Origin of the sequence: Streptomyces sp. NPDC005485, assembly GCF_040606085.1 — a bacterium.
GTDB lineage: Bacteria > Actinomycetota > Actinomycetes > Streptomycetales > Streptomycetaceae > Streptomyces.
The window spans coordinates 23697-46774 of record NZ_JBEXDZ010000039.1; the positions used below are offsets into that span (position 1 = coordinate 23697).

At 70.3% G+C, this 23078-nt stretch carries 23 protein-coding genes; 9 read left to right on the plus strand and 14 right to left on the minus strand.

The window, feature by feature from the left end:
* Nucleotides 1-20: 20 nt before the first annotated feature.
* Nucleotides 21-494 carry a type II 3-dehydroquinate dehydratase gene (gene aroQ, locus ABZS97_RS15920; RefSeq protein WP_356137964.1) on the minus strand — a complete coding sequence of 158 codons (474 nt, stop codon included), beginning with the start codon at nucleotides 492-494 and terminating at the stop codon, nucleotides 21-23.
* A 102-nt stretch (nucleotides 495-596) separates the two neighbouring features.
* Between aroQ and ABZS97_RS15925 the strand changes: the two genes are divergently transcribed.
* On the plus strand, nucleotides 597-1655 hold the full coding sequence (locus ABZS97_RS15925) for a S66 peptidase family protein (protein ID WP_356137966.1): 1059 nt from the start codon (nucleotides 597-599) through the stop codon (nucleotides 1653-1655).
* A gap of 92 nt (nucleotides 1656-1747) precedes the next feature.
* The gene (locus tag ABZS97_RS15930; protein WP_356137968.1) at nucleotides 1748-3016 is read left to right on the plus strand and encodes an MFS transporter; all 1269 of its coding nucleotides are present in this window, start codon (nucleotides 1748-1750) and stop codon (nucleotides 3014-3016) included.
* 70 nt (nucleotides 3017-3086) lie between these two features.
* On the opposite strand, the gene ABZS97_RS15935 is transcribed toward ABZS97_RS15930, so the two are convergent.
* The 7 genes from ABZS97_RS15935 to ABZS97_RS15965 all read right to left on the minus strand — a co-directional run bounded on the left by ABZS97_RS15935 (nucleotide 3087) and on the right by ABZS97_RS15965 (nucleotide 11769).
* Nucleotides 3087-4187, minus strand: coding sequence for an ionic transporter y4hA (locus ABZS97_RS15935; RefSeq protein WP_356137971.1), 1101 nt, complete (start codon nucleotides 4185-4187; stop codon nucleotides 3087-3089).
* A 70-nt stretch (nucleotides 4188-4257) separates the two neighbouring features.
* Nucleotides 4258-4560 carry a hypothetical protein gene (locus ABZS97_RS15940; protein WP_356137973.1) on the minus strand — a complete coding sequence of 101 codons (303 nt, stop codon included), beginning with the start codon at nucleotides 4558-4560 and terminating at the stop codon, nucleotides 4258-4260.
* Between the two features lie 126 nt (nucleotides 4561-4686).
* A complete protein-coding gene (locus ABZS97_RS15945; RefSeq protein WP_356137975.1) occupies nucleotides 4687-5676 on the minus strand; it encodes a TerC/Alx family metal homeostasis membrane protein in 990 nt (329 codons plus the stop codon).
* A gap of 284 nt (nucleotides 5677-5960) precedes the next feature.
* On the minus strand, nucleotides 5961-7940 hold the full coding sequence (locus ABZS97_RS15950) for a TerD family protein (protein ID WP_356137977.1): 1980 nt from the start codon (nucleotides 7938-7940) through the stop codon (nucleotides 5961-5963).
* 44 nt (nucleotides 7941-7984) lie between these two features.
* Nucleotides 7985-8563 (minus strand): TerD family protein, encoded by a 579-nt coding sequence (locus ABZS97_RS15955; protein WP_356137979.1) that lies wholly within the window; start codon nucleotides 8561-8563, stop codon nucleotides 7985-7987.
* Between the two features lie 169 nt (nucleotides 8564-8732).
* A complete protein-coding gene (uvrB, locus tag ABZS97_RS15960; protein ID WP_356137981.1) occupies nucleotides 8733-10862 on the minus strand; it encodes an excinuclease ABC subunit UvrB in 2130 nt (709 codons plus the stop codon).
* 40 nt (nucleotides 10863-10902) lie between these two features.
* Nucleotides 10903-11769 (minus strand): MHYT domain-containing protein, encoded by an 867-nt coding sequence (locus tag ABZS97_RS15965; RefSeq protein WP_356137983.1) that lies wholly within the window; start codon nucleotides 11767-11769, stop codon nucleotides 10903-10905.
* Nucleotides 11770-12060: 291 nt separating this feature from the next.
* Here ABZS97_RS15965 and ABZS97_RS15970 point away from each other — a divergent pair, with 291 nt between their 5' ends.
* The 3 genes from ABZS97_RS15970 (at nucleotide 12061) to ABZS97_RS15980 (ending at nucleotide 15060) form a co-directional block, all read left to right on the plus strand.
* A complete protein-coding gene (locus ABZS97_RS15970) occupies nucleotides 12061-12936 on the plus strand; it encodes a glycerophosphodiester phosphodiesterase family protein (RefSeq protein ID WP_356137985.1) in 876 nt (291 codons plus the stop codon).
* 110 nt (nucleotides 12937-13046) lie between these two features.
* Nucleotides 13047-13601: a methylated-DNA--[protein]-cysteine S-methyltransferase gene (locus ABZS97_RS15975; RefSeq protein ID WP_356137987.1), complete on the plus strand. Its 555-nt coding sequence runs from the start codon at nucleotides 13047-13049 to the stop codon at nucleotides 13599-13601.
* Nucleotides 13602-13821: 220 nt separating this feature from the next.
* Complete coding sequence (locus ABZS97_RS15980; protein WP_356138048.1) at nucleotides 13822-15060, plus strand: MFS transporter; 1239 nt, start codon at nucleotides 13822-13824, stop codon at nucleotides 15058-15060.
* A gap of 78 nt (nucleotides 15061-15138) precedes the next feature.
* Here the strand turns inward: ABZS97_RS15980 and ABZS97_RS15985 are convergent, their stop codons facing one another.
* Together ABZS97_RS15985 and ABZS97_RS15990 are read right to left on the minus strand one after the other, a co-directional pair.
* On the minus strand, nucleotides 15139-15501 hold the full coding sequence (locus ABZS97_RS15985) for a cupin domain-containing protein (RefSeq protein WP_356137989.1): 363 nt from the start codon (nucleotides 15499-15501) through the stop codon (nucleotides 15139-15141).
* 318 nt (nucleotides 15502-15819) lie between these two features.
* A complete protein-coding gene (locus ABZS97_RS15990) occupies nucleotides 15820-16248 on the minus strand; it encodes a VOC family protein (protein ID WP_356137991.1) in 429 nt (142 codons plus the stop codon).
* Nucleotides 16249-16313: 65 nt separating this feature from the next.
* Between ABZS97_RS15990 and ABZS97_RS15995 the strand changes: the two genes are divergently transcribed.
* Together ABZS97_RS15995 and ABZS97_RS16000 are read left to right on the plus strand one after the other, a co-directional pair.
* Complete coding sequence (locus tag ABZS97_RS15995; protein WP_356137993.1) at nucleotides 16314-17252, plus strand: pseudouridine-5'-phosphate glycosidase; 939 nt, start codon at nucleotides 16314-16316, stop codon at nucleotides 17250-17252.
* Nucleotides 17249-18211 (plus strand): sugar kinase, encoded by a 963-nt coding sequence (locus ABZS97_RS16000; RefSeq protein WP_356137995.1) that lies wholly within the window; start codon nucleotides 17249-17251, stop codon nucleotides 18209-18211. Before ABZS97_RS15995 ends, ABZS97_RS16000 begins: the two co-directional genes overlap by 4 nt.
* A 33-nt stretch (nucleotides 18212-18244) precedes the next feature.
* Here the strand turns inward: ABZS97_RS16000 and ABZS97_RS16005 are convergent, their stop codons facing one another.
* Nucleotides 18245-19039, minus strand: coding sequence for a methyltransferase domain-containing protein (locus tag ABZS97_RS16005; RefSeq protein WP_356137997.1), 795 nt, complete (start codon nucleotides 19037-19039; stop codon nucleotides 18245-18247).
* Nucleotides 19040-19265: 226 nt separating this feature from the next.
* On the opposite strand from ABZS97_RS16005, the gene corA reads away from it, so the two are divergent.
* The gene (corA, locus tag ABZS97_RS16010; RefSeq protein WP_356137999.1) at nucleotides 19266-20393 is read left to right on the plus strand and encodes a magnesium/cobalt transporter CorA; all 1128 of its coding nucleotides are present in this window, start codon (nucleotides 19266-19268) and stop codon (nucleotides 20391-20393) included.
* Nucleotides 20394-20474: 81 nt separating this feature from the next.
* Here the strand turns inward: corA and ABZS97_RS16015 are convergent, their stop codons facing one another.
* The 3 genes from ABZS97_RS16015 to ABZS97_RS16025 all read right to left on the minus strand — a co-directional run bounded on the left by ABZS97_RS16015 (nucleotide 20475) and on the right by ABZS97_RS16025 (nucleotide 22200).
* A complete protein-coding gene (locus tag ABZS97_RS16015; protein ID WP_356138002.1) occupies nucleotides 20475-20903 on the minus strand; it encodes a CBS domain-containing protein in 429 nt (142 codons plus the stop codon).
* A gap of 209 nt (nucleotides 20904-21112) precedes the next feature.
* Nucleotides 21113-21508: a PPOX class F420-dependent oxidoreductase gene (locus ABZS97_RS16020; protein WP_356138004.1), complete on the minus strand. Its 396-nt coding sequence runs from the start codon at nucleotides 21506-21508 to the stop codon at nucleotides 21113-21115.
* A 41-nt stretch (nucleotides 21509-21549) separates the two neighbouring features.
* Nucleotides 21550-22200, minus strand: a complete 651-nt coding sequence (locus tag ABZS97_RS16025) for a uridine kinase (RefSeq protein ID WP_356138006.1) — start codon at nucleotides 22198-22200, stop codon at nucleotides 21550-21552.
* Between the two features lie 143 nt (nucleotides 22201-22343).
* Here ABZS97_RS16025 and ABZS97_RS16030 point away from each other — a divergent pair, with 143 nt between their 5' ends.
* The gene (locus tag ABZS97_RS16030) at nucleotides 22344-23057 is read left to right on the plus strand and encodes a DUF2293 domain-containing protein (RefSeq protein ID WP_356138008.1); all 714 of its coding nucleotides are present in this window, start codon (nucleotides 22344-22346) and stop codon (nucleotides 23055-23057) included.
* The last annotated feature ends 21 nt before the right edge of the window (nucleotides 23058-23078 follow it).

Here is a 23078-nt window from a genome sequence, read left to right on the forward strand (position 1 = left end):
CGGGGCAGCCCGTCACGCCGTCAGGCGTCCGCCTGCCCCGGCCCCGCCAGCGCGGCCACCCGCTCCACCGCGAACGCGTACCCCTGCACGCCGCACCCCGCGATGACGCCGTCGGCGCGCTGCGAGACGTACGAGTGGTGCCGGAACTCCTCGCGCTGGTGGATGTTGGAGATGTGGACCTCCACCACTGGAAGGCCGTCACAGGTGTTGAGCGCATCCAGGATCGCGACGGAGGTGTGCGAGTAGGCGGCCGGGTTGATGACGATTCCGGCGTGGTTCAGACGGGCCTCGTGAATCCAGTCCACCAACTCGCCCTCGTGGTTGGACTGGCGGAAGTCCACCGTGCCGCCGTGCGCGGCCGCCGCCTTGGCACAGAGCGCCTCGACGTCGGCGAGCGTGTCGGAGCCGTAGATCTCCGGCTGACGCTGCCCGAGCAGATTGAGGTTGGGCCCGTTGAGAATCATGATCGGGGCGTTGGCGAGGGTGCGGGGCACGGTTCCTCCGGTCCTTCTGGTCGGCCGGCCCGTCTGAGGACCGCTGCTCAGACCCGGTTTATCACGGTGCGCCGACGCTGCCACGGCCCGTACCCTCCCGCCATGACCACACCGCCGCACCCTCCGTCGTATCCCCCCAAGCCCTCGCCCGGCGACCGCATAGCCGTGATCTCGCCCTCCTCGGGACTCCCGGGACTCTTCCCGCTCCCCCACGAACTGGGCCTGGAGCGGCTGCGCAAGGAGTTCGGCCTCGAACCGGTCGAGTATCCGGCGACCCGGAAGATGGGTTCGACGCCGCGGGAACGGGCCGACGACATCCACGCGGCGTTCGCCGACCCGACGGTCACGGCGGTGATCGCCTCGATCGGCGGCGACGACCAGATCACCGTACTGCCGCTGCTGGACCGGGAGTTGCTCCGCGCGCATCCCAAGCCGTTCTTCGGGACGAGCGACAACACGAACCTGCTGGCGTATCTGTGGAACACCGGAATCGTCGGGTACCACGGCGCGAGCGTGATGTGTGAGCTGGGCCGTCCCGGTGCCATGGATCCGCTGACGACCGCGTCGCTGCGGGCGGCACTCTTCACGTCCGAACCGTACGAACTCCTGCCCGCCGAGCGCTTCGGGGTCGTCAACCGCCCCTGGGAGGACCCCGCGACCTTCGGCTCCGAGCCCGAGACGGAACCGGGCGGCGGCTGGACCTGGCACCGGCCCGACCGAGTCGTCGAGGCCCGCTCCTGGGGCGGCAACATCGAGATCCTGTCGTGGCTGCTCATGGCGGACCGCGAGATCGCGCACGACCCTTCCGTGTACGACGGCCATGTGCTGTTCCTGGAGACCTCGGAGGACATGCCGAGCGCCAACGACGTCTTCTGGATCCTGCGCAGCATGGGTGAGCGCGGACTGCTGGGGCGTTTCCCCGCGCTGCTGATGGGCCGCCCCAAGACCTGGTCCTTCGAGCACCCCAATGACGCCGAGGCGAGGGCGCGTTACGCGCGTGAGCAGCGCGAGGCCGTCCTCAAGGCGGTCGGTGTGTATGCGCAAGACATGATGGTCGTCTTCGATGTGGACTTCGGTCATACCGATCCGCAACTCGTCATCCCCTACGGCGGCACGATTCGCGTCGACGGTCCTGCCCGGCGCATCACGGTCACGTACTGAGCGGCACCCGCCTCCGCACGCCCCCGTAACCGCCGGTCACCGTGGGTAGTTGACGCGGCATGCACGACGTACGCTCCGTAAGGGCGCCTTCCATGCTCCGGCTCGCGGCGGCCTCGCTCGCCGGGACGGCCATCGAGTTCTACGACTTCTTCGTCTACGGAACGGCGGCCGCACTGGTCCTGGGGCCGCTGTTCTTCCCGACGTTCTCACCACTGGCGGGGACCCTGGCGGCCTTCGGGACGTTCGGCGTCGGGTTCGTCGCGCGCCCCCTCGGTTCGGTGCTGTTCGGGCACATCGGGGACCGGCACGGGCGGCGGCCGGTGCTCGTCGCCTCGCTGCTGCTGACCGGCACGGCGACGGTCGCGGTCGGCTGCGTGCCGACGTACGACACGATCGGTACGGCCGCTCCCGTACTCCTTCTTGTGCTGCGTTTTCTGCAGGGGCTCGGGCTCGGCGGGGAGTGGGGCGGCGCGGTGCTGCTGACGGCGGAGCACGCGCCCGCCGGGCGGCGAGGGCTGTGGTCGAGCTTTCCGCAGATCGGGCCGTCGCTGGGGTTCGTGCTGGCCAACGGCGTGATGCTGGCGCTGTCCGCGGGGCTGTCCGACGCGCAGTTCGCGGCGTGGGGGTGGCGGGTGCCGTTCTGGGCGGCGGGGGTGCTCGCCGCGGCGGGGCTGTGGCTGCGCAGTTCGCTCGTGGAGAGTCCGCGGTTTCTCGAAATGCGGGAGCACGCGCGCGTGCCGCTCGCCGAGGTGGTGCGCGACCACTGGCGGCTGGTGCTGCTGACGGCCGGTGGACTCGCCGTCGGGTACGCGGTGTTCTACGCCGTGACGACCTGGGCGCTCGCCTACGGCGTCGAGCAACTCGGTGTGAGCCGTACCGTGATGCTGGCCTGCATCATGTCCGCGGTCGTGGTGAAGGGGTCCCTGACACCGCTGGTGGCGGTCCTCGGCGACCGCTACGGGCGGCGGCCGCTGTGTCTGGCGGGCTGCGCGGCCACCGCGCTGTGGATGTTCCCGATGATCGCGCTGCTGTCGACCGGGGAGCCGCTGCTGATGTTCCTCGGCTTCGTGGTGGCACTGATCGCGTTCGTCACGATGTTCGCCGTGATCGCCGCCTATCTGCCGGAGTTGTACGAGCCCCGGGTGCGCTGCACCGGTGCCGCGGTGGGCTACAACCTGGGCGGGGTGCTCGGGGGCGCGCTCACGCCGATCGTGGCGACGGCGGTGGCGAACGGGGAACGGGTCCCCTGGGGTGTGGCGGCGTATCTGACGGGGATCGCGCTGCTCAGTCTGGGATGCTTCGCGCTGCTGCCGGAGACGCTTCCCATGCGGCGGCTGGCGGTGGCACCGGCTGCGGACTGACCGCCGTGGCCGTCGGTGCGCGCGAGGCATCGCGTTCGGGACGGCAGCGCGGACTGCGCCCTTGCGCGCGCTAGGGGTTGATCGCCAGCTCCAGGTATGCGGCGAAGACGACCAGATGGACGCCGCCCTGCAGTGGCGTGGCCCGTCCGGGGACCACGGTCAGCGAACTCACCACCACGGTCAGCACGAGCAGCACCATGTGGGTGGAGCTCAGACCGAGGACGAGCGGTCCGGAGAGCCAGATCGTGGCGAGGGCGACTGCGGGGATCGTCAGGCCGATGCTGGCCATGGCGGAGCCGAGAGCAAGGTTGAGGCTGGTCTGCACCCGGTCACGGCGGGCCGAGCGCAGCGCGGCGATGGTCTCGGGGAGCAGCACGAGCAAGGCGATGATCACGCCGACCACGGAGTGCGGCATACCGGCCGCCTCGACGCCGGACTCGATGGTGGGCGACACGCCTTTGGCGAGGCCGACGACGCCGACGAGGGCCAGGCCGAGCAGTCCCAGGCTGACCCCGGCGGTGCGGCCGGAGGGGGCGTCGGCATGCTCGTCGACGTCGATCACCTTGCCCTGTCGGGTGATCGGCAGGAAGTAGTCACGGTGGCGAACGGTCTGGGTCGCCACGAACAGCCCGTACAGGACCAGCGAGGCGAGTGCGGCGAAGGTGAGCTGGGCGGTGGAGAACTCGGGGCCCGGCTTACTGGTGGTGAAGGTCGGAAAGACCAGGCTGAGCGTGGCCAGCGTCGCGACGGTCGCGAGAGCGGCTCCGGTGCCCTCCGCGTTGAAGACCGCGAGTCCGTGCCGCAGCGAGGCGACGAGCAGACAGATCCCGACGATTCCGTTGCAGGTGATCATCACGGCTGCGAACACCGTGTCACGGGCCAGGGTCGAGCTCTTGTCGCCGCCGTCCGCCATCAGGGTGACGATGAGCGCGACCTCGATGATCGTGACGGCGACGGCGAGGACGAGTGAGCCGAACGGTTCGCCGACGCGGTGCGCGACGACCTCGGCGTGGTGGACGGCGGCCAGCACGGCGCCGGCGAGGACCAGGGTCACCAGGGCGACGGCCGCGCCGGGCAGCTCGCGGCCCCAGGTGAAGGCCAGCAGGACCACCGCGGCTGCGGGCACGACGGTCGTCCACCGGGCCATGAGCGATCGGATCCTGACGATCATGCAGTGATCGTCCCAGGCACGCTCGGGCCCCGCACTGCGGTGTCGCGGGGCCCGTCGCCGATTCGTGGCACTACTTCATCTCCGTCATCTCCTGGAGGTCGCAGTCGGTGAAGGACGGCGGCCTGGTGCACAGTGCGGCGATCTGCTGCGCCATCTTGCTCGTCTCGGGGTCGTTGCTGTTGCGCATGGCGTCCTCGTACGACGGGAACTCGATCACCACCACGTAGTGGTTGGGGTTGCCGCGGTCGTGCAGGACCATGCGGTGGGTGGGGCCGCCGCTGCCACCCGCGGAGCGCTGGTCCGCCTCCTCGACGAGCTGCCGCATCTCGTCGATGCGCTCGGTCTCGAAGTCGATGATCTGTACGAACTTCATGGCTGCCTCCGCTCGGTCGGCGTTCTCCGGCCGAAGAACGCTCAAGACCAAGCAAGCACCGGGAGCGGGACCCGGCAATTCGCCGCGCACCGCTCCCGGGGGTGGTTGTTCCTACGTCTGACGTGGTCAGACGTCGATGCTGTCCTTCGGGGCGCTCTTGGCCGCCTCGCGCGCCGCCTCCTTCTTGGAGGCCATCAGGCTGGTGATCGTGGTGACCACCAGGACCGCGCAGATCACGCCGAGCGAGACCGGGATGGAGATCTCGGGAACGTGGACGCCGGACTCGTGCAGCGCGTGCAGCACGAGCTTGACGCCGATGAAGCCGAGGATGACCGACAGGCCGTAGCTGAGGTGGACCAGCTTCCTGAGCAGGCCGCCGATGAGGAAGTACAGCTGGCGCAGCCCCATCAGCGCGAACGCGTTGGCCGTGAAGACGATGTACGGGTCCTGGGTCAGACCGAAGATCGCGGGGATGGAGTCGAGTGCGAACAGGACGTCCGTGGTGCCGATCGCGAGCATCACGACCAGCATGGGCGTCATGACGCGCTTGCCGTTCTGCTGGATCCACAGCTTGGTGCCGTGGTAGCGGTCGGCCACACCGAAGCGTCGCTCGGCGGCCTTGAGCAGCCGGTTCTCCTCGAACTCCTCGTCCTCCTCGTCGGCCCGGGCTTCCTGGATGAGCTTCCAGGCGGTGTAGATGAGGAACGCGCCGAAGATGTAGAAGACCCAGGCGAAGCTCGCGAGGATGGCGGCGCCCGCGGCGATGAAGATCGCGCGCAGGACGAGCGCTATGAGGACGCCGACGAGGAGCACTCGCTGCTGGTACTGCGAGGGCACCGAGAACTTCGCCATGATCAGGACGAAGACGAAGAGGTTGTCGACGCTCAGCGACTTCTCGGTGATGAAGCCGGCGAAGAACTCCCCGGCAGGCTCTCCCCCGGAGAAGATGAGCAGGCCGAGCCCGAACAGTGCGGCCAGGGCGATCCAGACGACCGTCCAGATTCCGGCTTCCTTGATGGATACGTCATGGGGTTTGCGGCCGATGAAGAAGTCGACCGCGATGAGGGCGGCAAGGCCCACGATGGTCAGGACCCACAGGGTCACGGAAACATTCACTGCGCCTCCGGCAGTACGTAACGGCAGATGTCAGCGTCGTCGCTGCCGGAGGTCTCTTCCACCCGAGGCGCCGGGGCGCGTGATGCGTCCGGTGCCTGCGGGCCGACGCCCCGGGATCTGGCCTGATCCGTATTGACGGGTACGCCGCAGTAGATAGGGAGTACTCCCCTCCGTGTGGAAAAGAGTACCTGAATTACCAAGGAAAGGTAAAGTGAAAAGTAAATGAACAACCAAAGTGCCTGGTCAGGGCGCTTTGCCGATCCTTGACGCAGGCTGGCTTGGCGTCAGCGGCCCCATGAACGACGGGCTGCCGACACCTGGGTGAGCACGTGCTGGAGCACCTGGCTGCCGGGCGGGACGAGGGAGGGCTCGTACGTCCACGCGTGCCCGACCCACGGGTCGGCCAGGTGGTCGTCGGGCACCGGCGTGAGGCGCATCAGCGCACGCCACAGCGGGTCGAGCAGCGGCCCGTAGGCAGCGGTGTCCTCCCGGTCGGCGACCATCATCAGGTGGACGCCGACGGCCGGTCCCTCGTCCGCGAGGTAGCGCAGCTGGGTCACCGCCCGGTCGTCGAAGCCGTGCGGGAAGTCGTTGACGATCAGCAGTTGCTCGGCGGTGTCGAAGCCGGGCGGCAGCGAGTCGGCCGCGCCGCCGCGCACCGCCATCTGCACCAGGTCGACGCGCTGGGTGAGCCGGGCAAGGACGTCGGCCACACCCGCGGCACCGGCGGCCGGCGGACCGGCAAGCACACCGGAGTGCACCAGCGGCGCGAGGGAGGACGCTCCGGAACCGGCCGGGTCGATCACATGCACCGTGAAGTCGCCGGCCGGATAGACGGCGAGCAGCCGCGCGGCCTGCGCCACCGCCGTGTCCATGGCCAGGCGGCGCAACTGGTCGGAGTCGGCGAGCGAATCGTCGCGGGAGGTGCGGCCGCTGTCGATCCACAGGCCGCGCTCCAGCGGGAGCCGGACCAGCATCGGGATGCTCAGCCGTTCGCTCTCGGGCAGGCTGAGGCCGCCGAGGCGCACGGCCATGGGGACCTCCATCGGCACCCGATAGCCCTGCCAGACCGGGTTGTCCCAGCCCGCGTACGCCGCGGGCAGCGCGGGCTCGACCACCTCGGACTCGGCGGTGAGCTGGGCGAGGTCCCGGTCGAGGGCAGCCCTGGCCTGGTCGACCAGGTCGGCGTGCTTGGCCCGGGCCGCCTCGCGCGCGGCGTCCCCCTGTCCGCCGATACGGCTGCGCGGGTCGGACAGCACCCTGTCGAGCTCCTGCTCCAGGCGCGAGTCGGCGAAGTCCACGGCGCTGCGGTACGCGGCGGTGGCGCGGGCCAGGTCCTCGAACATGCCCCACACCTGGTTGTAGAGCCGCTCCTCCATGGACCAGCCGGTCGCGTCGCCCGCGACGGGCTGTGCGGGCTGCCCGGGCTGCGCCGGGGGTGCCGTCGGCGGGGGCGGAGGCGGCGCCACGTTCTGTCGGCGGGGGTGGCTGTAGTTGACGGGGCCGCCGGCGGTCGGCGCGGACGGCTGGGTGACCGCGGACGGGTCCGGTTGCGGGTGCCCGCCGGAGTGGCTCGGCTGCGCGGGCGTGCCGTTCCCGGCGGTGTTCTGGGGAGCGGCGTACGGCTGGTCCGGGCCCGCGGCGGAGGCGGCCGCCGTGCGTGAGCGGTCCCCGTCGGACGTGCGGGGCGGGGGCGCCGCGACGCTGCGCGCCAGGCCCTGGGCCACGGCTTCGTTGATGGTGCCCGCGAGCCGGCGGGCCTCGGGCAGGCCCTGGTCGGTGAGGAGTTCGGCGAGGCCGCCCGCGTATCCCTGGCCGACCGCGCGGACCTTCCAGGCGCCCTGGCGGCGGTAGAGCTCCAGGGCGACGACCGCCGACTCGGCGTCCAGCCCGGTGATGGTGTAACTGGCGACCTCGGAACCGTCGAGGCCGGTGACCGCGACGAAGGGGGCGGCGACGGCACCGAACCGGACCGGGCCGCCGACGCCGGACGGCAGTGCGAGCAGCACCGTGACGCGGTGCACGCTCGCGGGCATGGCGTCCAGGTCGAAGGCGAGGCGATGGTCGGCCGCCGCCTGCTTGGACACCTCCAGTCCGGGCAGCGTGGGCGCGCCCGGATGGGCGACCCATTCGACGCCGCGGACCTTGCCCTGCTCGTCGCTGAGCGTGGCCCCGGCCACGATCGGCTTCCCCGCCGACACGCGGACCTCAAGTCGGGCCTGGGAGAGCGGATGGTTCTGCCCCCGGACCAGCTCGGCCGTCATCGCCTTGTCCCCCTACGTCGCTTCGTGTGCTGCGTGCCCGCTGCCTACAGGTGCGGCAGGATCGCCGGCATCAGGTCCTGGAAGGTGCGGCCGTTGGCCGGGGTGCCGAGGGCCGTCATCTGCCAGCCCGTGCCCGCCCGGTGGACCTTCGCCATGATCTGTGCCGTGTACTGGCCGCCACCCGCCAGCGTGTAGCGGGCGAGTTCCTGGCCGTTGGTCTCGTCGACCAGGCGGCAGAACGCGTTCTGCACCTCCTGGAACGTCTGCCCCGTGAAGGAGTTCACGGTGAAGACGATCTGGTCGATGTGGACCGGAATGCGCTGCAGGTCGACGAGGATCGCCTCGTCGTCGCCGCCCTGGCCGACCCCGCCGACGAGGTTGTCACCGGTGTGCCGCACCGAGCCGTCGTCGCTGACGAGGTGGCGGAAGAACACGACGTCGATGGGCTGCTTGTCCGCGAAGAGCACGGCGGAGGCGTCGAGGTCGATCTCCCGGGTGCGCGAGCCGAACAGCCCTCGCCGGGGGGCCGCCTGCCAGCCGAGCCCCATCCGCACCGCGGTCAGGGTGCCCCCGTCGTTCTTCTGCAGACTGATGGCCTGACCCTTGGTCATGTTGACCGTCACGCGCTGTTCCCCTCTCGAACTGTCCCCTGTTGCCGCGGAATCCGCGGATGACGAGAACCCTACGCAGCGGCACTGACAGTGCCGAACCCCGGGCCGTACTTTGTGTCGGTCTTGCAACACAGCGCGCAGACGCCGGGGATTCGGCGCACGACCGAATCCCGGGGGCAGGTCAGGCCTGTCCCGCCTCCTTCATCTGACGAAGTTCCTTCTTCATCTCGGAGACCTCGTCGCGCAGCCGGGCGGCGATCTCGAACTGCAGGTCCGCGGCAGCGGCGCGCATCCGCTCGGTCAGCTCCTCGATCTGCTCGGCGAGTTCGGCGGCGGGACGGTCGGTCGGCACCGTCTGCTTGCCCTTGCCCTTGGCGGACTTGGCCGCCTTGCCGCCCAGCGCGGGGACCGGGGCTTTGGCACCCTTGCCGTCCTTGGTCCTGCGGTAGCCCGAGCCGAGCAGCTGCTCCGTGTCCACGTCCTCGCGGGCGATCTGCGCCACGATGTCGTTGATCTTCTTGCGGAGGGGCTGCGGATCGATGCCCCGTTCCGTGTTGTACGCGACCTGCTTCTCCCGGCGGCGGTTCGTCTCCTCGATGGCCTTCTCCATCGCCGGGGTGATCCTGTCGGCGTACATGTGGACCTGGCCGGACACGTTGCGCGCCGCGCGGCCGATGGTCTGGATCAGGGAGGTGCCCGAGCGCAGGAAGCCCTCCTTGTCGGCGTCGAGGATCGACACCAGGGAGACCTCGGGCAGGTCGAGGCCCTCCCGGAGGAGGTTGATGCCGACCAGGACGTCGAACTCGCCCGCACGCAGCTCGCGCAGCAGCTCGACTCGGCGCAGCGTGTCGACGTCGCTGTGGAGGTAGCGCACCTGGATGCCGAGTTCCAGGAAGTAGTCGGTGAGGTCCTCGGCCATCTTCTTGGTGAGCGTGGTGACAAGGACGCGCTCGTCCTTCTCGGTGCGCTTACGGATCTCGTGCACCAGGTCGTCGATCTGCCCCTCGGTGGGCTTGACGACGACCTCGGGGTCGATGAGGCCGGTGGGGCGGATGATCTGCTCGACGAAGCCGTCCGCGCGGGAGAGTTCGTACTTGCCCGGGGTCGCCGACAGATAGACGGTCTGGCCGATGCGCTTTTGGAACTCCTCCCACTTCAGGGGGCGGTTGTCCAGCGCGGAGGGCAGGCGGAAGCCGTGGTCCACCAGGGTGCGCTTGCGGGAGGCGTCACCCTCGTACATGGCGCCGATCTGCGGGACCGTGTTGTGCGACTCGTCGATGACGAGCAGGAAGTCGTCCGGGAAGTAGTCGATCAGCGTGTTCGGCGGGGAGCCGGGCTCGCGGCCGTCGAAGTGCATCGAGTAGTTCTCCACGCCGGAGCAGGAGCCGATCTGGCGGAGCATCTCGATGTCGTACGTCGTGCGCATCCGCAACCGCTGGGCCTCCAGCAGTTTGCTCTGCTTCTCCAGCTCGGCGAGGCGCTCGCCGAGCTCCTTCTCGATGTCGTTGACCGCCCGCTCCATGCGCTCGGGGCCCGCCACGTAGTGGGAGGCCGGGAACACATAGACCTGCTGGTCGTCGCTGATGACCTCACCGGTGAGCGGGTGGAGCGTGGAGAGGGCCTCGATCTCGTCGCCGAACATCTCGATGCGGACGGCCAGCTCCTCGTAGACCGGGAAGATCTCGATGGTGTCGCCGCGCACCCGGAAGGTGCCACGTGCGAAGGCCACGTCGTTGCGCGTGTACTGGATGTCGACGAAGCGGCGCAGCAGATCGTCGCGGTCGATCTCGTCGCCGACCTTCAGCGCGACCATCCGGTCCACGTACTCCTGCGGCGTACCGAGGCCGTAGATGCAGGAGACCGAGGCGACCACGACGACGTCGCGGCGGGTGAGCAGCGAGTTGGTCGCGGAGTGGCGCAGCCGCTCGACCTCCTCGTTGATCGAGGAGTCCTTCTCGATGTAGGTGTCCGACTGCGGGACGTATGCCTCGGGCTGGTAGTAGTCGTAGTACGAGACGAAGTACTCGACGGCGTTGTTCGGCAGCAGCTCGCGGAACTCGTTGGCCAGCTGGGCGGCCAGGGTCTTGTTCGGTGCCATCACGAGGGTGGGACGCTGGAGCTTCTCGATCATCCACGCCGTGGTGGCGGACTTGCCGGTGCCGGTCGCGCCCAGCAGGACGACATCCCTCTCACCTGCGCGGATGCGCTTCTCCAGGTCAGCGATGGCCGCCGGCTGGTCACCGCTCGGCTGGTAGGGGCTGACGACCTCGAAAGGCGCCACCGAACGTTCGATCTTGGATACGGGCCGCATGGAATCCACCGTACGACCCCGCACTGACAACGGGGTCGGATCACCGGCTCTGGGGAGTGCGGGAACTGCGGTGTCCAGTGCGCCGGCCGGCCCCCGGAAGGGGACGGCGGCCGGGGCGGTGGGCGGTGGAGTGGGCCGGGATACCGGGCCTGATCTCCGAGGGGGTCCAGTCGGGCTTGCCCATGACCATCAGCGGGTCGAACATCACGACGACGCCCGCCAGGCACAGGAAGGCCAGCGGGCCGATCATCATGGGCGCGAGCAGGGCGGCGGGCGAGTCGCCGGACGGGGTGGTGCCGGAGCCGTGCAGATGGACGCTGAGCGCGGCCATGCCCGTGTAGTGCATGCCGGTGACCGCGAGCCCCATGACAAGACTGGCGCCCACGCTCCACAGGAACCCGCGTACCTGACCCGCGGCCCACAGCGCGGCGGTGGCGGCGACCACGGCTATCACCACGGAGGCGGAGACGGTGAAGGTGTTGTATTCGAGCTTCCCGTTGAGACGCATGCCCGCCATGCCCAGGTAGTGCATGGAGGCAACGCCCAGACCGGTGATGGTGCCCCCGGTGAAGAGCGCTGTTCCCGTGGCGCCCCGGTAGCCGACGATGAAGATCCCGATGCCGACCATCACGATCGCCACGCCCAGACTCGCGAACGTCGTCGGTTTGTCGTAGTGGACCGGCGTCTCCTGGACCGTGAACCCCATCATCGCGATGAAGTGCATGGTCCATATGCCGGAGCCGATCGCCGCCGAGCCCAGAGCCAGCCAGCCGGCCCGCCAGGAGCGGGCCACGAGCATCGATCTGGTGGTGCAGCGCAGGCCCAGCGCTCCGCCCAGGCAGGCCATGAGGTACGCCACAAGCGGCGTGACGAGTCCGTAACTGAATCCGTCGACCGTGCCCTGCATGCGCGGCTGCCCTTCCCGCCCTGTTACTCCTGGAAATCCCTGAAATGTCCCCCACCCTCAGGGCCGCGTGAGCGCCCAGGGTTGAGGCAGAGAGTATGACCCGCACCGGAATGGTCGAACGATTTTCCGGCAAAGAATCACGGCCTCGCCGCAGTTGTGCGCTACCCGTGAGCGGACTTGGGCAAGTCCATGCAATCCGTGGCCATTCTGCACCCCTCCTTCGTCGACTCCCTGCTGTCACTCTGGTGCTGTCGGTGATCTCTCGACGTGAGCTCGACGTGAGGAGTACCTATGCACGCGCGCGTTGCCGCCGCTACCACCGCCGCGCTTCTTGGCGGGACTCTCCTGGTCCTCCCCGCCTCCGGCGCCCGGGCCAAGACCGAGGGCGGCACCCCGGTGATCGTCTCCCACCGGGGTGCCTCCGCGTACGCGCCCGAGAACACGCTGGCCGCCATCGACAAGGCGGCGGCCATGGGGTTCAGCTGGGTCGAGAACGACGTCCAGCGCACCAAGGACGGCAAGCTCGTCGTCCTGCACGACGCCACGCTGGCGCGCACGACCGACGTCGAGCAGGTCTATCCCGGCCGGGCCCCCTGGAACGTCAAGGACTTCACGTCCGCGGAGATCGCACGGCTGGACGCGGGGAGCTGGTTCGCCTCCCGGTACGCGGGCACGCGCGTGCCGACACTGGAGCAGTACATGAACCGGGTGTCGCACAACCACCAGAAGCTCGTCCTGGAGATCAAGAACCCCGAGCTGTATCCGGGCATCGAGCGCCAGACCCTGAAGCTGCTGAACAATGACGGCTGGCTCGACCCCCCGCACCTCAAGAAGAGGCTGGTCGTCCAGAGCTTCAGCGCGGACAGCGTACGGACGGTCCACGACCTGCGCCCCGGCATCAAGACGGCCTTCCTGGGCACACCCCCAATGGCACAGCTGCCCGAGTACGCACAGTTCACCGACCAGATCAACTCGTCCTACACCACCATCTCGGCCGGCTACGTCGCCGCGCTCCAGGCCTTCGACGGCCCGCACGGCAAGCCGCTGGAGATCTTCACATGGACGGTGAACGACGCTGACAGCGCGCGGCGCGTCGCCCACTACGGCGTCGACGGTGTCATCACGAACAAGCCCGACGTGGTCCGCGAGGCGCTGCGAGGCCGGTGAAGAGGCGCCGGGCCGCGCCTACGGCGTGGAGCTCGTGCAACGGCCGTGGCGCGCACGGGGTGCGGCGTGCGCCCCAGGCGTTGTCAGTGGCGCGCCGTACCGTGGTTCGCATGAGCAGCCATGCGCAGAACGAGCAGCAGGTCGTGTGGGCCGTCGTCGGCACGGACATCGGTCCACTCCTGCTTGCGGCGACGCACGAGGGCCTGGTGAACGTCGTGTTCCACGCCACCGACTCCGTGCGCGACAAGGCACTGGACCGGCTCGCCTCCCGCCTCGGCACCGAGCCCGTCGAGGCCCCCGGCTCTCCACTGCTGGCCGAGGCGATACGGCAGGTCACGGCGTACTTCGCCGGCGAGCGGCGCGGCTTCGAACTGCCGCTTGACTGGTCGCTGATCTCCGGGTTCAACCGCCAGGTGCTGCGTGAGCTGGCCGCCGGCGTCCCGTTCGGCGCGGTCGTGGGCTACGGGGAGCTGGCCGGGCGGGTGGGCCAGCCGGGTGCGGCGCAGGCGGTGGGCGTGGCCATGGGCTCGAACCCGCTGCCGGTCGTTGTGCCGTGCCACCGGGTCGTCGAGAGCGACGGTGGCATCGGCGGGTTCGGGGGCGGACTGGAGACCAAACGGAAGCTGCTCGCTCTGGAAGGGGTGCTTCCGGAGCCGTTGTTCTGAGCTCCTGCGGCCCTTTTCCGTCTTGTTCTGGCTTGTTCCGGCTTGTTCCGGAGTCCTGCGGTCGTAGCGGGTTGATCGAGGCCCGCGGGTGATCCGATCCTGTTCTGTTCGCGTCGCCTCTGCGGGGAGCGCCTGTGCCTGACTGTTGGCTCGTGCCCGAGTGTCCAGCTCCGTGCGTTCCCGGGTCCTCGGTGTGACCGCCGTCGAGCGGCAGACCGGCATGCCTGTCGACGCGGAGGGGATACCCGCGCTGCGCCGCCGTATCACCGCCGTGCTGATCGCCGGCCAGATCCTTGGCGGGCTCGGTGTCGCCACCGGGATCGCGCTCGCCACCGTCCTGGCCAAGCAGGTCAGCGGCACCGAGTCGCTGTCCGGGCTCGCGCCCACGGCGACCGTCACCGGTACGGCGGTGCTCTCGGTACCGCTGGCCGCGCTGATGACGGCGCGGGGCCGTCGGCCCGGGCTCGTGCTGGCGTATCTCATCGGCGCGGCGGGGGCGGGTGTCGTCGTGCTCGCCGCGAGCATCGGGAACTTTCCGCTGATGCTGCTCGGCCTGGCCGGATTCGGCGCGGCCTCCTCGGCGAACCTGCAGTCGCGCTTCGCGGCCGCCGATCTGGCCGAGCCGGAGCGGCGGGCCCGGGCCATCTCGAACGTGGTGTGGGCCACCACCATCGGGGCGGTGCTGGGACCCAACATCGCCGCGCCCGCGGGGCGCAGCGTCTCCGGCCTCGGCATACCCGAGGCGGCGGGCCCGTTCCTGTGGGCGGCCGGGGTGTTTCTCCTCTCGGCGCTCCTGGTCGCCGTACTGCTGCGCCCCGATCCCCTGCTGACCGCCCGCGCCCTCGCGCCGGCCGAGGAGCAGTCCGCCGAGGCGCGCTCCATCCGGGCCGGTTTCGCCGCCGTCGCCGCCTCGCCGCGGGCCCGGCTGGCTCTGGTGACGGTGGCCGTCTCGCACACGGCCATGGTCTCGATCATGTCGATGACGCCGGTCGATCTCGGGCACCACGGGGCGAGCATCGACCTGATCGGACTGGTCATCAGCGTGCACATCGCGGGCATGTACGCGTTCTCGCCGCTCATGGGCCGCCTCTCGGACCGGCTCGGCCGGCTTTCCGGGATCGGCCTCGCGGTGGGGCTGCTGGCCTGCGCCGCGCTGCTCGCCGGCACGGCGCAGGGCAGCCACGGGCAGACGGCTGCGGGGCTCTTCGTCCTCGGCCTGGGCTGGTCGTCCGGGCTGGTGTCGGGCTCCGCGCTGCTCACGGACTCCGTGCCCCGGCCCGCGCGGGCCGCCGCGCAAGGGCTGGCCGACCTGACGATGAACACGGCGGCCGGTCTCGGTGGAGCGACCGCCGGTCTCGTCGTCGCGCAGGCAAGCTACGGCTGGCTGAACCTCGTCGCCGCGTGCCTGCTGGTGCCGCTGGGCGGCCTGGCGCTGTTCACTCGGCTCACGAAGACTTGAGCAGCCGCAGAGACCGGCAAGACCCAAGAAGCCGACAAGACCCAAGAAGGCGACGAGTCCTCAGAGGCTGCCAGGTCCTCAGAGGCTGATGTGGTACGCCTTGCGGAGCGTCTCGTGCACGGTCCAGGTCGTACGGTCGCCCTCACGCAGGATCGCCACGTCGCCGGGGCCCAGCTCCAGCGTGTCACCGTCCACGACGTCGACCGTGGCGCGCCCGCTGACGACCACGAAGAGCTCGTTGGCCTCCGTGTCGGTCACCACGCCCGGCGTGATCTGCCAGATGCCGCGCAGCTGCTTTCCGTCGGCGGACTCCCACAGCACCTTGCCCGTCACGACCGGGTCGCCGGAGACGATCTGGGCCGGGTCCAGCGGCTCCGGTTCCAGCTCGGCATCGGGGATGTGCACGGCGAAGGACGGGGTGGCCTGGGCGTTCGTCGTCATGGGCGGTCACCCTAGCCGGACGTGGGCAGCCTGCCGGGGCCGGGGCGTCGGGGCCTGCCCGGCAGCGGGGGCAGCGGCGCCGGCAACGCGTCCTCGCGCGGAGGGTGGCCGGAAAACACGGGCGGCAGCAGACTCCGCCCTGCGCACAGTCACTGGCATCCGCATCACGGAGCCACGCCGAGTTCGACCAAGTCGCCGGCCGCGAGTACGTCCTCGACCCGCACGGGGCACTGAACGGCGTACGGCCGGGTCTGACGGCCTGAGGAGGAGGGAAAAGGGTGTCCCGCGCGCGGGACACCCTTTTCTCACACCGAAGAGTCATTCATAGTGCCGGGCTTCGAAGACGTTCCCGTCCGGGTCTCGGAAGTAAAAGCTGCGCTTGGCCTTTCCGCGGGCGCCGAAGGAGTCGTGGCTGAAGTCCGAGACGGGGATGTCCCGTTCCTCCAGGCGGGCGCGCAGGGCGTCAAAGTCGTCTTCCCGCAAGGAGAGGCACACGTGGTTGACCGGGTGGCCCGCGCTGTCGGCGGCCCCTGGAACCATGGTCATGCGCTCCGCCATCGGGAGGGGCGCGAGGTCGAAGATGGTCTCCTCGTTGAGGCGCACGGAAGGGAACGACGCCTTCCCCGCGGCGAATTCGGTCACCCGCATGGGCTCCAGGCCGACCGCCTTCTCATAGAAGTCGGCTGCGGCGACCGGGTCGCGCACCCAGAGGACGACGTGGTCGAGACGTGCGCTGTTGTCCGTCATGTCCCCAGGCTGGTGTCGTACGTCGCGGGCCGCAAGGGTTTGACGGGGCGCGCCGCCCGCCAGAGATGAGGGAAGACCCGACGACAGGAGGCAGGCGCGTGTTCGTGGTGTCCGAAGAGGTGCGGCAGGCGCTCGACGCGCGTCGACCCGTGGTGGCCCTGGAGTCGACGATCATCGCGCACGGCCTGCCGCGCCCGCGCAATCTCCAGGTCGCGCTGGAGCTGGAGGATGCCGTACGGCAGGAGGGCGCCGTACCGGCGACGATCGCCGTGCTCGACGGGCACCCCCATGTCGGGCTGGACAAGGAGCAGTTGGAGAGGGTCGCGAACGAGGACGGGATCCGCAAGCTCGGGCATCGCGATCTGCCTCTCGCGGTGGCGGCGGGCGCGAGCGGGGCGACGACCGTGTCCGCGACGGCACTGCTGGCAGCCCACGCGGGCGTACGCGTGTTCGCGACGGGCGGGCTCGGCGGGGTGCACCGGGAGTGGACGGCGACCCAGGACGAGTCGGCCGACCTGGGCCTGCTCGCACGCACCCGGATCACGGTGGTGTGCGCGGGCGTCAAGTCGATCCTGGACGTGCCCGCGACCCTGCAGCGCCTGGAGACGCTGGGCGTGGCGGTCGCCGGATACGGCACGGGGCGCTTCCCCGGCTTCTATCTGTCCGACTCGGGCCATCCCGTGGACTGGACGCTGGACTCCCCCGGGCAGGTGGCGGAGGTCATGCGCGCCCAGGACGCACTGGGCGGACCGGAGTCGGCGCTCATCGTCGCCAACCCCGTGCCCGAGGAGGAACAGCTCGACCCCGATCTCCACGCGCGCGTGCTCGCCGACGCGCTGCAGGCGTGCGAGGCGGAGGGGGTGACCGGGCAGGCCGTGACGCCGTTCCTGCTCGACTACCTGGTGCGGCACACCGACGGGGCCTCACTGAGCGCCAATCTGGCGGCCGTACGCGGCAACGTACGGCTGGCGGGGCGGATCGCGGCGGCCTGGGCCGGGGCGTGACCGGGCCGGATCCCGGGACCGCGGTCCCTGGTGCGAGCGCGCCCGGCGGGGCACTGCTCGTCGTCGGTGACGTGGTCACGGACATCGTCGCCCGGCACCGCGGCCCGCTCGCAACGGGCACCGACACGGTTGCCGCTGTCCGGACCCTGCCGGGCGGGGCGGGCGCCAACGTCGCGTGCTGGGCGGCGTACGGGGGCTGCGCGGACGTGCGGATGCTCGGGCGGGTGGGCGCGGACGCGGTCGCCTGGCACGAGCGGGAGCTGACGGACTGCGGTGTACGTCCGATCCTCGTCGTCGATCCCGAGGCGCCGACGGGGACGGTGATCTGTCTGGTGGACACGGGCGCCTTTGCCGAGCGCACGTTCCTCACGGACAGGGGCGCGTCGCTTCGGCTGGACCCCGGTGACTGGTCGCCGACGCTGCTCGACGGCGTGGCGCGGCTGCATCTGTCGGGCTACCTGTTCTTCTCCGATCCGGGCAGGGCGCTGGTGACGGTGGCTCTGGAGGCGGCACGCACGCGTGGCATCCCGGTGAGTCTGGATCCGGCGTCCGCGGGGTTCCTCGCCGAGCTGGGCGTGGACCGTTTCCTGGAGCTCGCGGAGGGCGTCGACGTCCTGCTGCCCAGCTGCGACGAGGCCATCCTGCTGACCGGGCTGCCCGACCCGGCGGACGCGGCGGCCAAGTTGAGCCGCCAGGTCCCGCTGGTCGTCACCAAGCTGGGCGGCGAGGGAGCCCTGGTGGCACGCGGCGGGTCCGTGCGGGCCCACGTCCCGGCGGCGCCCGCGACACCGCACGACACCACCGGCGCCGGCGACGCCTTCACCGGAGCGTTCCTCGCGGCCCTCCTCGCAGGCGCGGAGCCGGAACGGGCGGCCGCGGAGGGGTGCCGGGCCGGGGCGCGGGCGGTGGAGAAGGTGGGCGGGCGGCCTCCGGCGCGTGACCGGCCCGGGGCGGGCTGACCCTCTCCCTCGGCCCCTTCACAGGCCCCACGCTTACCTCTTGCGACCCCACACCGAGATCATCGGGGCGGTGGCCAGGTCCATGGAGCCGGAGGCCACGTTGGCCAGGTGGCGGTCGATGTCCTGGTCCGTGGCGAGGCCCGCGCTGACGAGCTGGTCGCGGATCTGACGGATCGTCGCGGATTCCAGGGCGGTGCAGGCGGGCGAGGCGACGGGGAAGTACGCGTCGGCCTCCACTCCGCTCAGACCGGCCTCACGCAGCAGACGCGGGAGTTTGCGCCCGTAGGAGAGGTCGGCGCCGCGCTCCGCGAGCAGGCTGCGGAAGCCCTGGCGCAGCCGGTTCGCGAGCTGTTGCTCGGGACCGTACTCGTCGGGGCAGAGCAGCGGTTGCAGGGCGGGGTCGGCGTCCTCGACGAGCAGTCGTCCGCCGGGCCGCAGGGCCTTGACCATCGACCGCAACGCCCGCTCCCGGTCCGGGACGTGCACCAGGACGAGCCGGGCATGGACGAGGTCGAAGCCCTCCCCCGGCGGTTCCTCGGCGCCCACGTCGTGGACGCGCACCTCGACCGGTGGCCGCGCCGCGGAGGCCGCCCACGAGGTGTCGATGTCGGTGGCGATGACCCGTCCGGTCGGGCCGACCTTCTTGGCGAGCCAGGACACCACGGACGTCCCGCCCGCGCCGACCTCCCAGCAGCGCCAGCCGGACCCGATACCGAAGCGCTCCAGGTGACGGAACGTCGTGGGGTCGAAGAGAGTGGCGAAGGCGTCGAAACGCCTTCCCGCCTCGGTCTGTCGGTTGTCGAGGAGATACCCGTCGCTTCGCGTCATGCCGAGATCATCCCAGTTGACCGCCTTGTCGCGAATCGTCGACGCTCCGTGGCTCCCCTCACAACCCGCCGGGTGGCCCGCTCCCGCGGACGGAAGGAAACGACAACCACGAACCGGACCGGAACGCTCCGTTCCCACAGGCTTTTCCGGGGATCGTTTCGGACTGGCAGACTGGCTCGCCAAGGCGCAACGTGCGGCGCAAGGAGATCCACGCGAGGAGATCCAGATGTCCATGGCAGGGAATCTGCGGAAGGTCACCGGTCTCGGGAGGGTCGGTGGCCTGCGCAAGGTGGCACGGCTGACCCGGCGGCGCGACCGCGTGGACCTCAGCCACCCCGCCCGCTCCCCGCTGGGCTCCGCGGTGGTCAACTGCGTGGCGTACCAGGACGGGGCCAGAGTCCCCGGCGGCCGCGATCTCGTGGACACCGTGGAGCGGATCCGCAAGCACGATGAGGGGTTCGTCTGGCTCGGGCTGCACGAACCGACGCAGAAGGAGTTCGCCGGTATCGCCGAGCTCTTCGATCTGCATCCGCTCGCCGTCGAGGACTCCGTGGACGCCCATCAGCGCCCGAAGGTGGAGCGGTACGGCGACACGCTGTTCGCGGTGTTCAAAACGGTCTGCTACGTAGAGCACAAGGAACTGACGGCGACCAGCGAGGTGGTCAACACCGGCGAGATCATGGTCTTCGTCGGCCGCGACTTCGTCATCACGGTGCGGCACGGAATGCACGGTTCGCTGGGGCCGCTGCGCGAGGAGCTGGAAGCCGACGCCAACCAGCTCGCCAAGGGGCCGGCCGCGGTGCTGCACGCGATCGCGGACCATGTCGTCGACGACTACCTGACCGTCACGGACGCGGTGCAGGAGGACATCGACCAGGTCGAGACCGATGTGTTCGCGGAGAACGGCGCACGCGCCGACCCGGGCCGGATCTACCAGCTCAAGCGTGAACTCCTGGAACTCAAGCGGGCCGTGGTCCCGCTCGGCCGCCCGGTCCTGGATCTCGCCACCCGGCCGATCCGGGTGGTCGACCCGGAGATACAGGCGTACTTCCGGGACGTCTCCGACCACCTGCTGCGGGTCACCGAGCAGATCGCCGCCTTCGACGAACTGCTCAACTCGATCCTGCAGGCGCACCTCGCGCAGGTGACGGTGTCGCAGAACGAGGACATGCGGAAGATCACGGCATGGGCCGCCGTCATCGCCGTACCGACGATGGTCTGCGGGGTGTACGGCATGAACTTCGACAACATGCCGGAACTGCACTGGCGGTTCGGCTACCCCATAGTCATCGGCGTGATCAGCATCGCCTGTCTCGTCCTGTACCGGGGGTTCCGGCGCAACGGCTGGCTGTGAGGGGTACGACGCAACCCCTCGCCCGGCACGGTCGGTGATGCCGGCAGGGCGAGGGCCCGCGGTCTGCTGTCGGGGTCCGGGTCAGCGTGTCGCGCTCTTCGCGTAGACGCTCTCGACCCAGGCGGCGAGCTGGTCGTCCGTCAGGTGCTGGGCCAGGTCGGCCTCGCTGATCATGCCGACCAGACGCTTGTTCTCGATCACCGGAAGCCGGCGGATCTGGTGCCCCTTCATCTCCTGAAGCACCTCGCCGACATCGGCGTTCGACTCGATCCAGCGCGGTGTGCCCTGAGCCATCTCGCCGGCGGTGATACGCGCCGGGTCATGGCCCATGGCCACGCAGCCGACGACGATGTCGCGGTCCGTGAGGATGCCGCAGAGCCGTTCGTTCTCGTCACTGATGGGCAGGGCGCCCACGTTCAGCTCGCGCATCAGCTGCGCTGCGCGGTCCAGGGTCTCGCTGGCGGGGATCCACTGGGCGCCGCGGTGCATGATGTCTCCGGCGGTGGTCATGAAGTACCTCCCGATGCCGGACGGCCGGCGCGGTGCGGAACGCTCCGCTAGTCCCGGCGCCCTACATTCTCGGCGCGCACCCGGGGATGCGCACCCGGAAGTCGACGGTTTCGGACGATTGCCCAGCACCTTCCGCGCCCGAAGGCCGGGCGCTGCCCGGGCCCGGGCACCCGGCACCACCCGAGCGCGGACACCCCGCACCGCAGGGCTCAGACCGCGAAACCGACGATCTTCTGCGGGACCACGCGGATGATCACGCGGACCTCGTCGTCGTTCTCCGCCGGGGGGTCGATACCGAGGTACTTGTGCGAGAGCTCGTGGGGCAGACGCTTGGCGTCGTCGGGGAGGATCTCGGCGGTGCCACGGATCTCCACCGAGGTGTAGGGGTTGGCGAGGTCGAAGACGGAGACGCTGATGCGGGGGTCGCGCTGGAGGTTGCGCACTTTTTGACGGCCGGCGGTCGAGGAGAAGAGGACGGTGTCGCCCTCGCGTTTGATCCAGACCACCGAGTTCTGGGGAGAGCCGGTGGGGCCGAGAGTGGCGACGCTGGCGAAGTTCTTGGCATCGAGGAGGGAACGGACCGATTCGTCAAAGGAGATGGTCATGCCTCGCAGCATAACTATATGCGCGTGCATATAAAAGGGGTTCAGGTGAAGAGGGGCTTCCACGCGGGATGGCGGGGGTCGTCGGCCCGCACCAGGACGTCGGCCGTGGCGGCCGGGTCCACCTCCGTCTCGTAGCGCTCGAAGGCGGGGAGGGTCCAGTGCTCGGCCTCGGGGGTGCGGCGGCGAAGGGCGCCCGGGGAGAGGAGGAGGTGGACGCTCAGATCGAAGGGAAACCAGTGACGCAGGAGGAGGGGGCCGTGCATCAACAGGACACCGCTGGGCGGGAGTTGAGCGTAGGGACTGCGGGTGGCGCGGTCGGTGGCCGGGTCCCACAGGTCGGGCAGGACGCGGCCGTCACCGCCCGGTTCGAGCGGGCCGAAGACCTCGCGCCAGAGGGCACCGGTGTCGAGCCAACCGTCGTAATACGCCTCCACGTCCCGGTGTCCGTACTCGAACCGCAGCGAAGCGGGGCGCAGGAAGCCCTCCGCGCCGACGACGAGCGAGGACCGGCCGCGTATGCGCAGCGCCTCGGACACCCGGTGCGCGAGGTCGCCGGGGCGGGCGGCCGGGGCGCCGTCGAAGGCGACGCGCGGCCAGGGGCTGCCGTCGTCCGGCTTCAGGTCGAGCAGCCGGTCGGCGAGCTGGTCGCCGAGCCGTTCCCAGGTGATCGCTTCGAGTCGCACAGGACCCATGATGCCGCGATCAGTACGCGTTCCCTTGAGCCTGGCGAGGAGCGGCGAGAGGTGCGGGGCGCTCCAGGCGTCCTGAAGGAGGCGAGTGGCGTCACGCCGGGCGTCGACGTGGACCCAGGGGCGGACCGGGGAATGAACCTGTCATGGCACGACTTCCAACTCCCCCGCCCATCAGCGGGCTTCTCGTCTTCCAGCCCCTCAAGCGGCGGCACTGTCTGGAGTGCCGTGGTGGGCCGCTGGCACTGCTGGTGCTGGAGAGCGGGTCGCCGCGCTGCCTCGACTGTGCCGACCTCGGGCATCTGGTGTTCCTGCCGCGGGGCGACACCGCCCTGACGCGGAGGTCACGGGAGGGCAGTGCGCTGTCGGCGGTGGTGGTGCGGTTCAACCGGCGGCGGAGTCGGTACGAGCGGCAGGGCGTGCTCGTCGAGGAGGCGGCGCTCGCCCGGGCCGAGGAGCGGTGCCTGGCGGACGCGGAGGCGCGGCGCCGACGGCGGGCGCGGGACGCGCGGCGGCGGGCCGATGAGGACGTGCGGTTCACGGACGCGTTCGCGCGGGAGATCCGGCGGCTGTTTCCCGGCTGTCCGGCCGACCGCGCGCAGGTGATCGCCACTCATGCCTCGCTGCGCGGCAGCGGACGTGTCGGGCGCAGTGCCGCCGGCCGCGCCCTGTCCGCTTCGGCGGTGACCTCGGCGGTGCGGGCATCCGTACGGCACACGGACACGCCGTACGACCAGCTGCTGATGAGCGGTGTGCCGCGATACGAGGCCCGGCGCCGGATCGCGGCCATGGTGGAGGACCGGCTGCGGGAGTGGGGAGAGGGGTACCGGTGGGGCGACGGGATCACGGCGCTCGCGTGACGGCGGCAGACGCTCGCGTAT

Excerpts from the sequence above, each read along its gene's own strand:
- ABZS97_RS16025 (WP_356138006.1), bottom strand. The coding sequence starts at position 22,200 with ATGGGTCCTGTGCGACTCGAAGCGATCACCTGGGAACGGCTCGGCGAC.
- ABZS97_RS15925 (WP_356137966.1), top strand. The coding sequence starts at position 597 with ATGACCACACCGCCGCACCCTCCGTCGTATCCCCCCAAGCCCTCGCCC.
- corA (WP_356137999.1), top strand. The coding sequence starts at position 19,266 with ATGTCCATGGCAGGGAATCTGCGGAAGGTCACCGGTCTCGGGAGGGTC.
- ABZS97_RS15965 (WP_356137983.1), bottom strand. The coding sequence starts at position 11,769 with ATGCAGGGCACGGTCGACGGATTCAGTTACGGACTCGTCACGCCGCTT.
- ABZS97_RS15930 (WP_356137968.1), top strand. The coding sequence starts at position 1,748 with ATGCTCCGGCTCGCGGCGGCCTCGCTCGCCGGGACGGCCATCGAGTTC.
- uvrB (WP_356137981.1), bottom strand. The coding sequence starts at position 10,862 with ATGCGGCCCGTATCCAAGATCGAACGTTCGGTGGCGCCTTTCGAGGTC.
- ABZS97_RS15950 (WP_356137977.1), bottom strand. The coding sequence starts at position 7,940 with ATGACGGCCGAGCTGGTCCGGGGGCAGAACCATCCGCTCTCCCAGGCC.
- ABZS97_RS15995 (WP_356137993.1), top strand. The coding sequence starts at position 16,314 with ATGAGGGAAGACCCGACGACAGGAGGCAGGCGCGTGTTCGTGGTGTCC.
- ABZS97_RS16020 (WP_356138004.1), bottom strand. The coding sequence starts at position 21,508 with ATGACCATCTCCTTTGACGAATCGGTCCGTTCCCTCCTCGATGCCAAG.
- ABZS97_RS15985 (WP_356137989.1), bottom strand. The coding sequence starts at position 15,501 with ATGACGACGAACGCCCAGGCCACCCCGTCCTTCGCCGTGCACATCCCC.
- ABZS97_RS15980 (WP_356138048.1), top strand. The coding sequence starts at position 13,822 with ATGCCTGTCGACGCGGAGGGGATACCCGCGCTGCGCCGCCGTATCACC.
- ABZS97_RS15940 (WP_356137973.1), bottom strand. The coding sequence starts at position 4,560 with ATGAAGTTCGTACAGATCATCGACTTCGAGACCGAGCGCATCGACGAG.
- ABZS97_RS16005 (WP_356137997.1), bottom strand. The coding sequence starts at position 19,039 with ATGACGCGAAGCGACGGGTATCTCCTCGACAACCGACAGACCGAGGCG.
- ABZS97_RS15975 (WP_356137987.1), top strand. The coding sequence starts at position 13,047 with ATGAGCAGCCATGCGCAGAACGAGCAGCAGGTCGTGTGGGCCGTCGTC.
- ABZS97_RS15990 (WP_356137991.1), bottom strand. The coding sequence starts at position 16,248 with ATGACGGACAACAGCGCACGTCTCGACCACGTCGTCCTCTGGGTGCGC.
- ABZS97_RS16030 (WP_356138008.1), top strand. The coding sequence starts at position 22,344 with ATGGCACGACTTCCAACTCCCCCGCCCATCAGCGGGCTTCTCGTCTTC.
- ABZS97_RS15970 (WP_356137985.1), top strand. The coding sequence starts at position 12,061 with ATGCACGCGCGCGTTGCCGCCGCTACCACCGCCGCGCTTCTTGGCGGG.
- ABZS97_RS16015 (WP_356138002.1), bottom strand. The coding sequence starts at position 20,903 with ATGACCACCGCCGGAGACATCATGCACCGCGGCGCCCAGTGGATCCCC.
- ABZS97_RS15935 (WP_356137971.1), bottom strand. The coding sequence starts at position 4,187 with ATGATCGTCAGGATCCGATCGCTCATGGCCCGGTGGACGACCGTCGTG.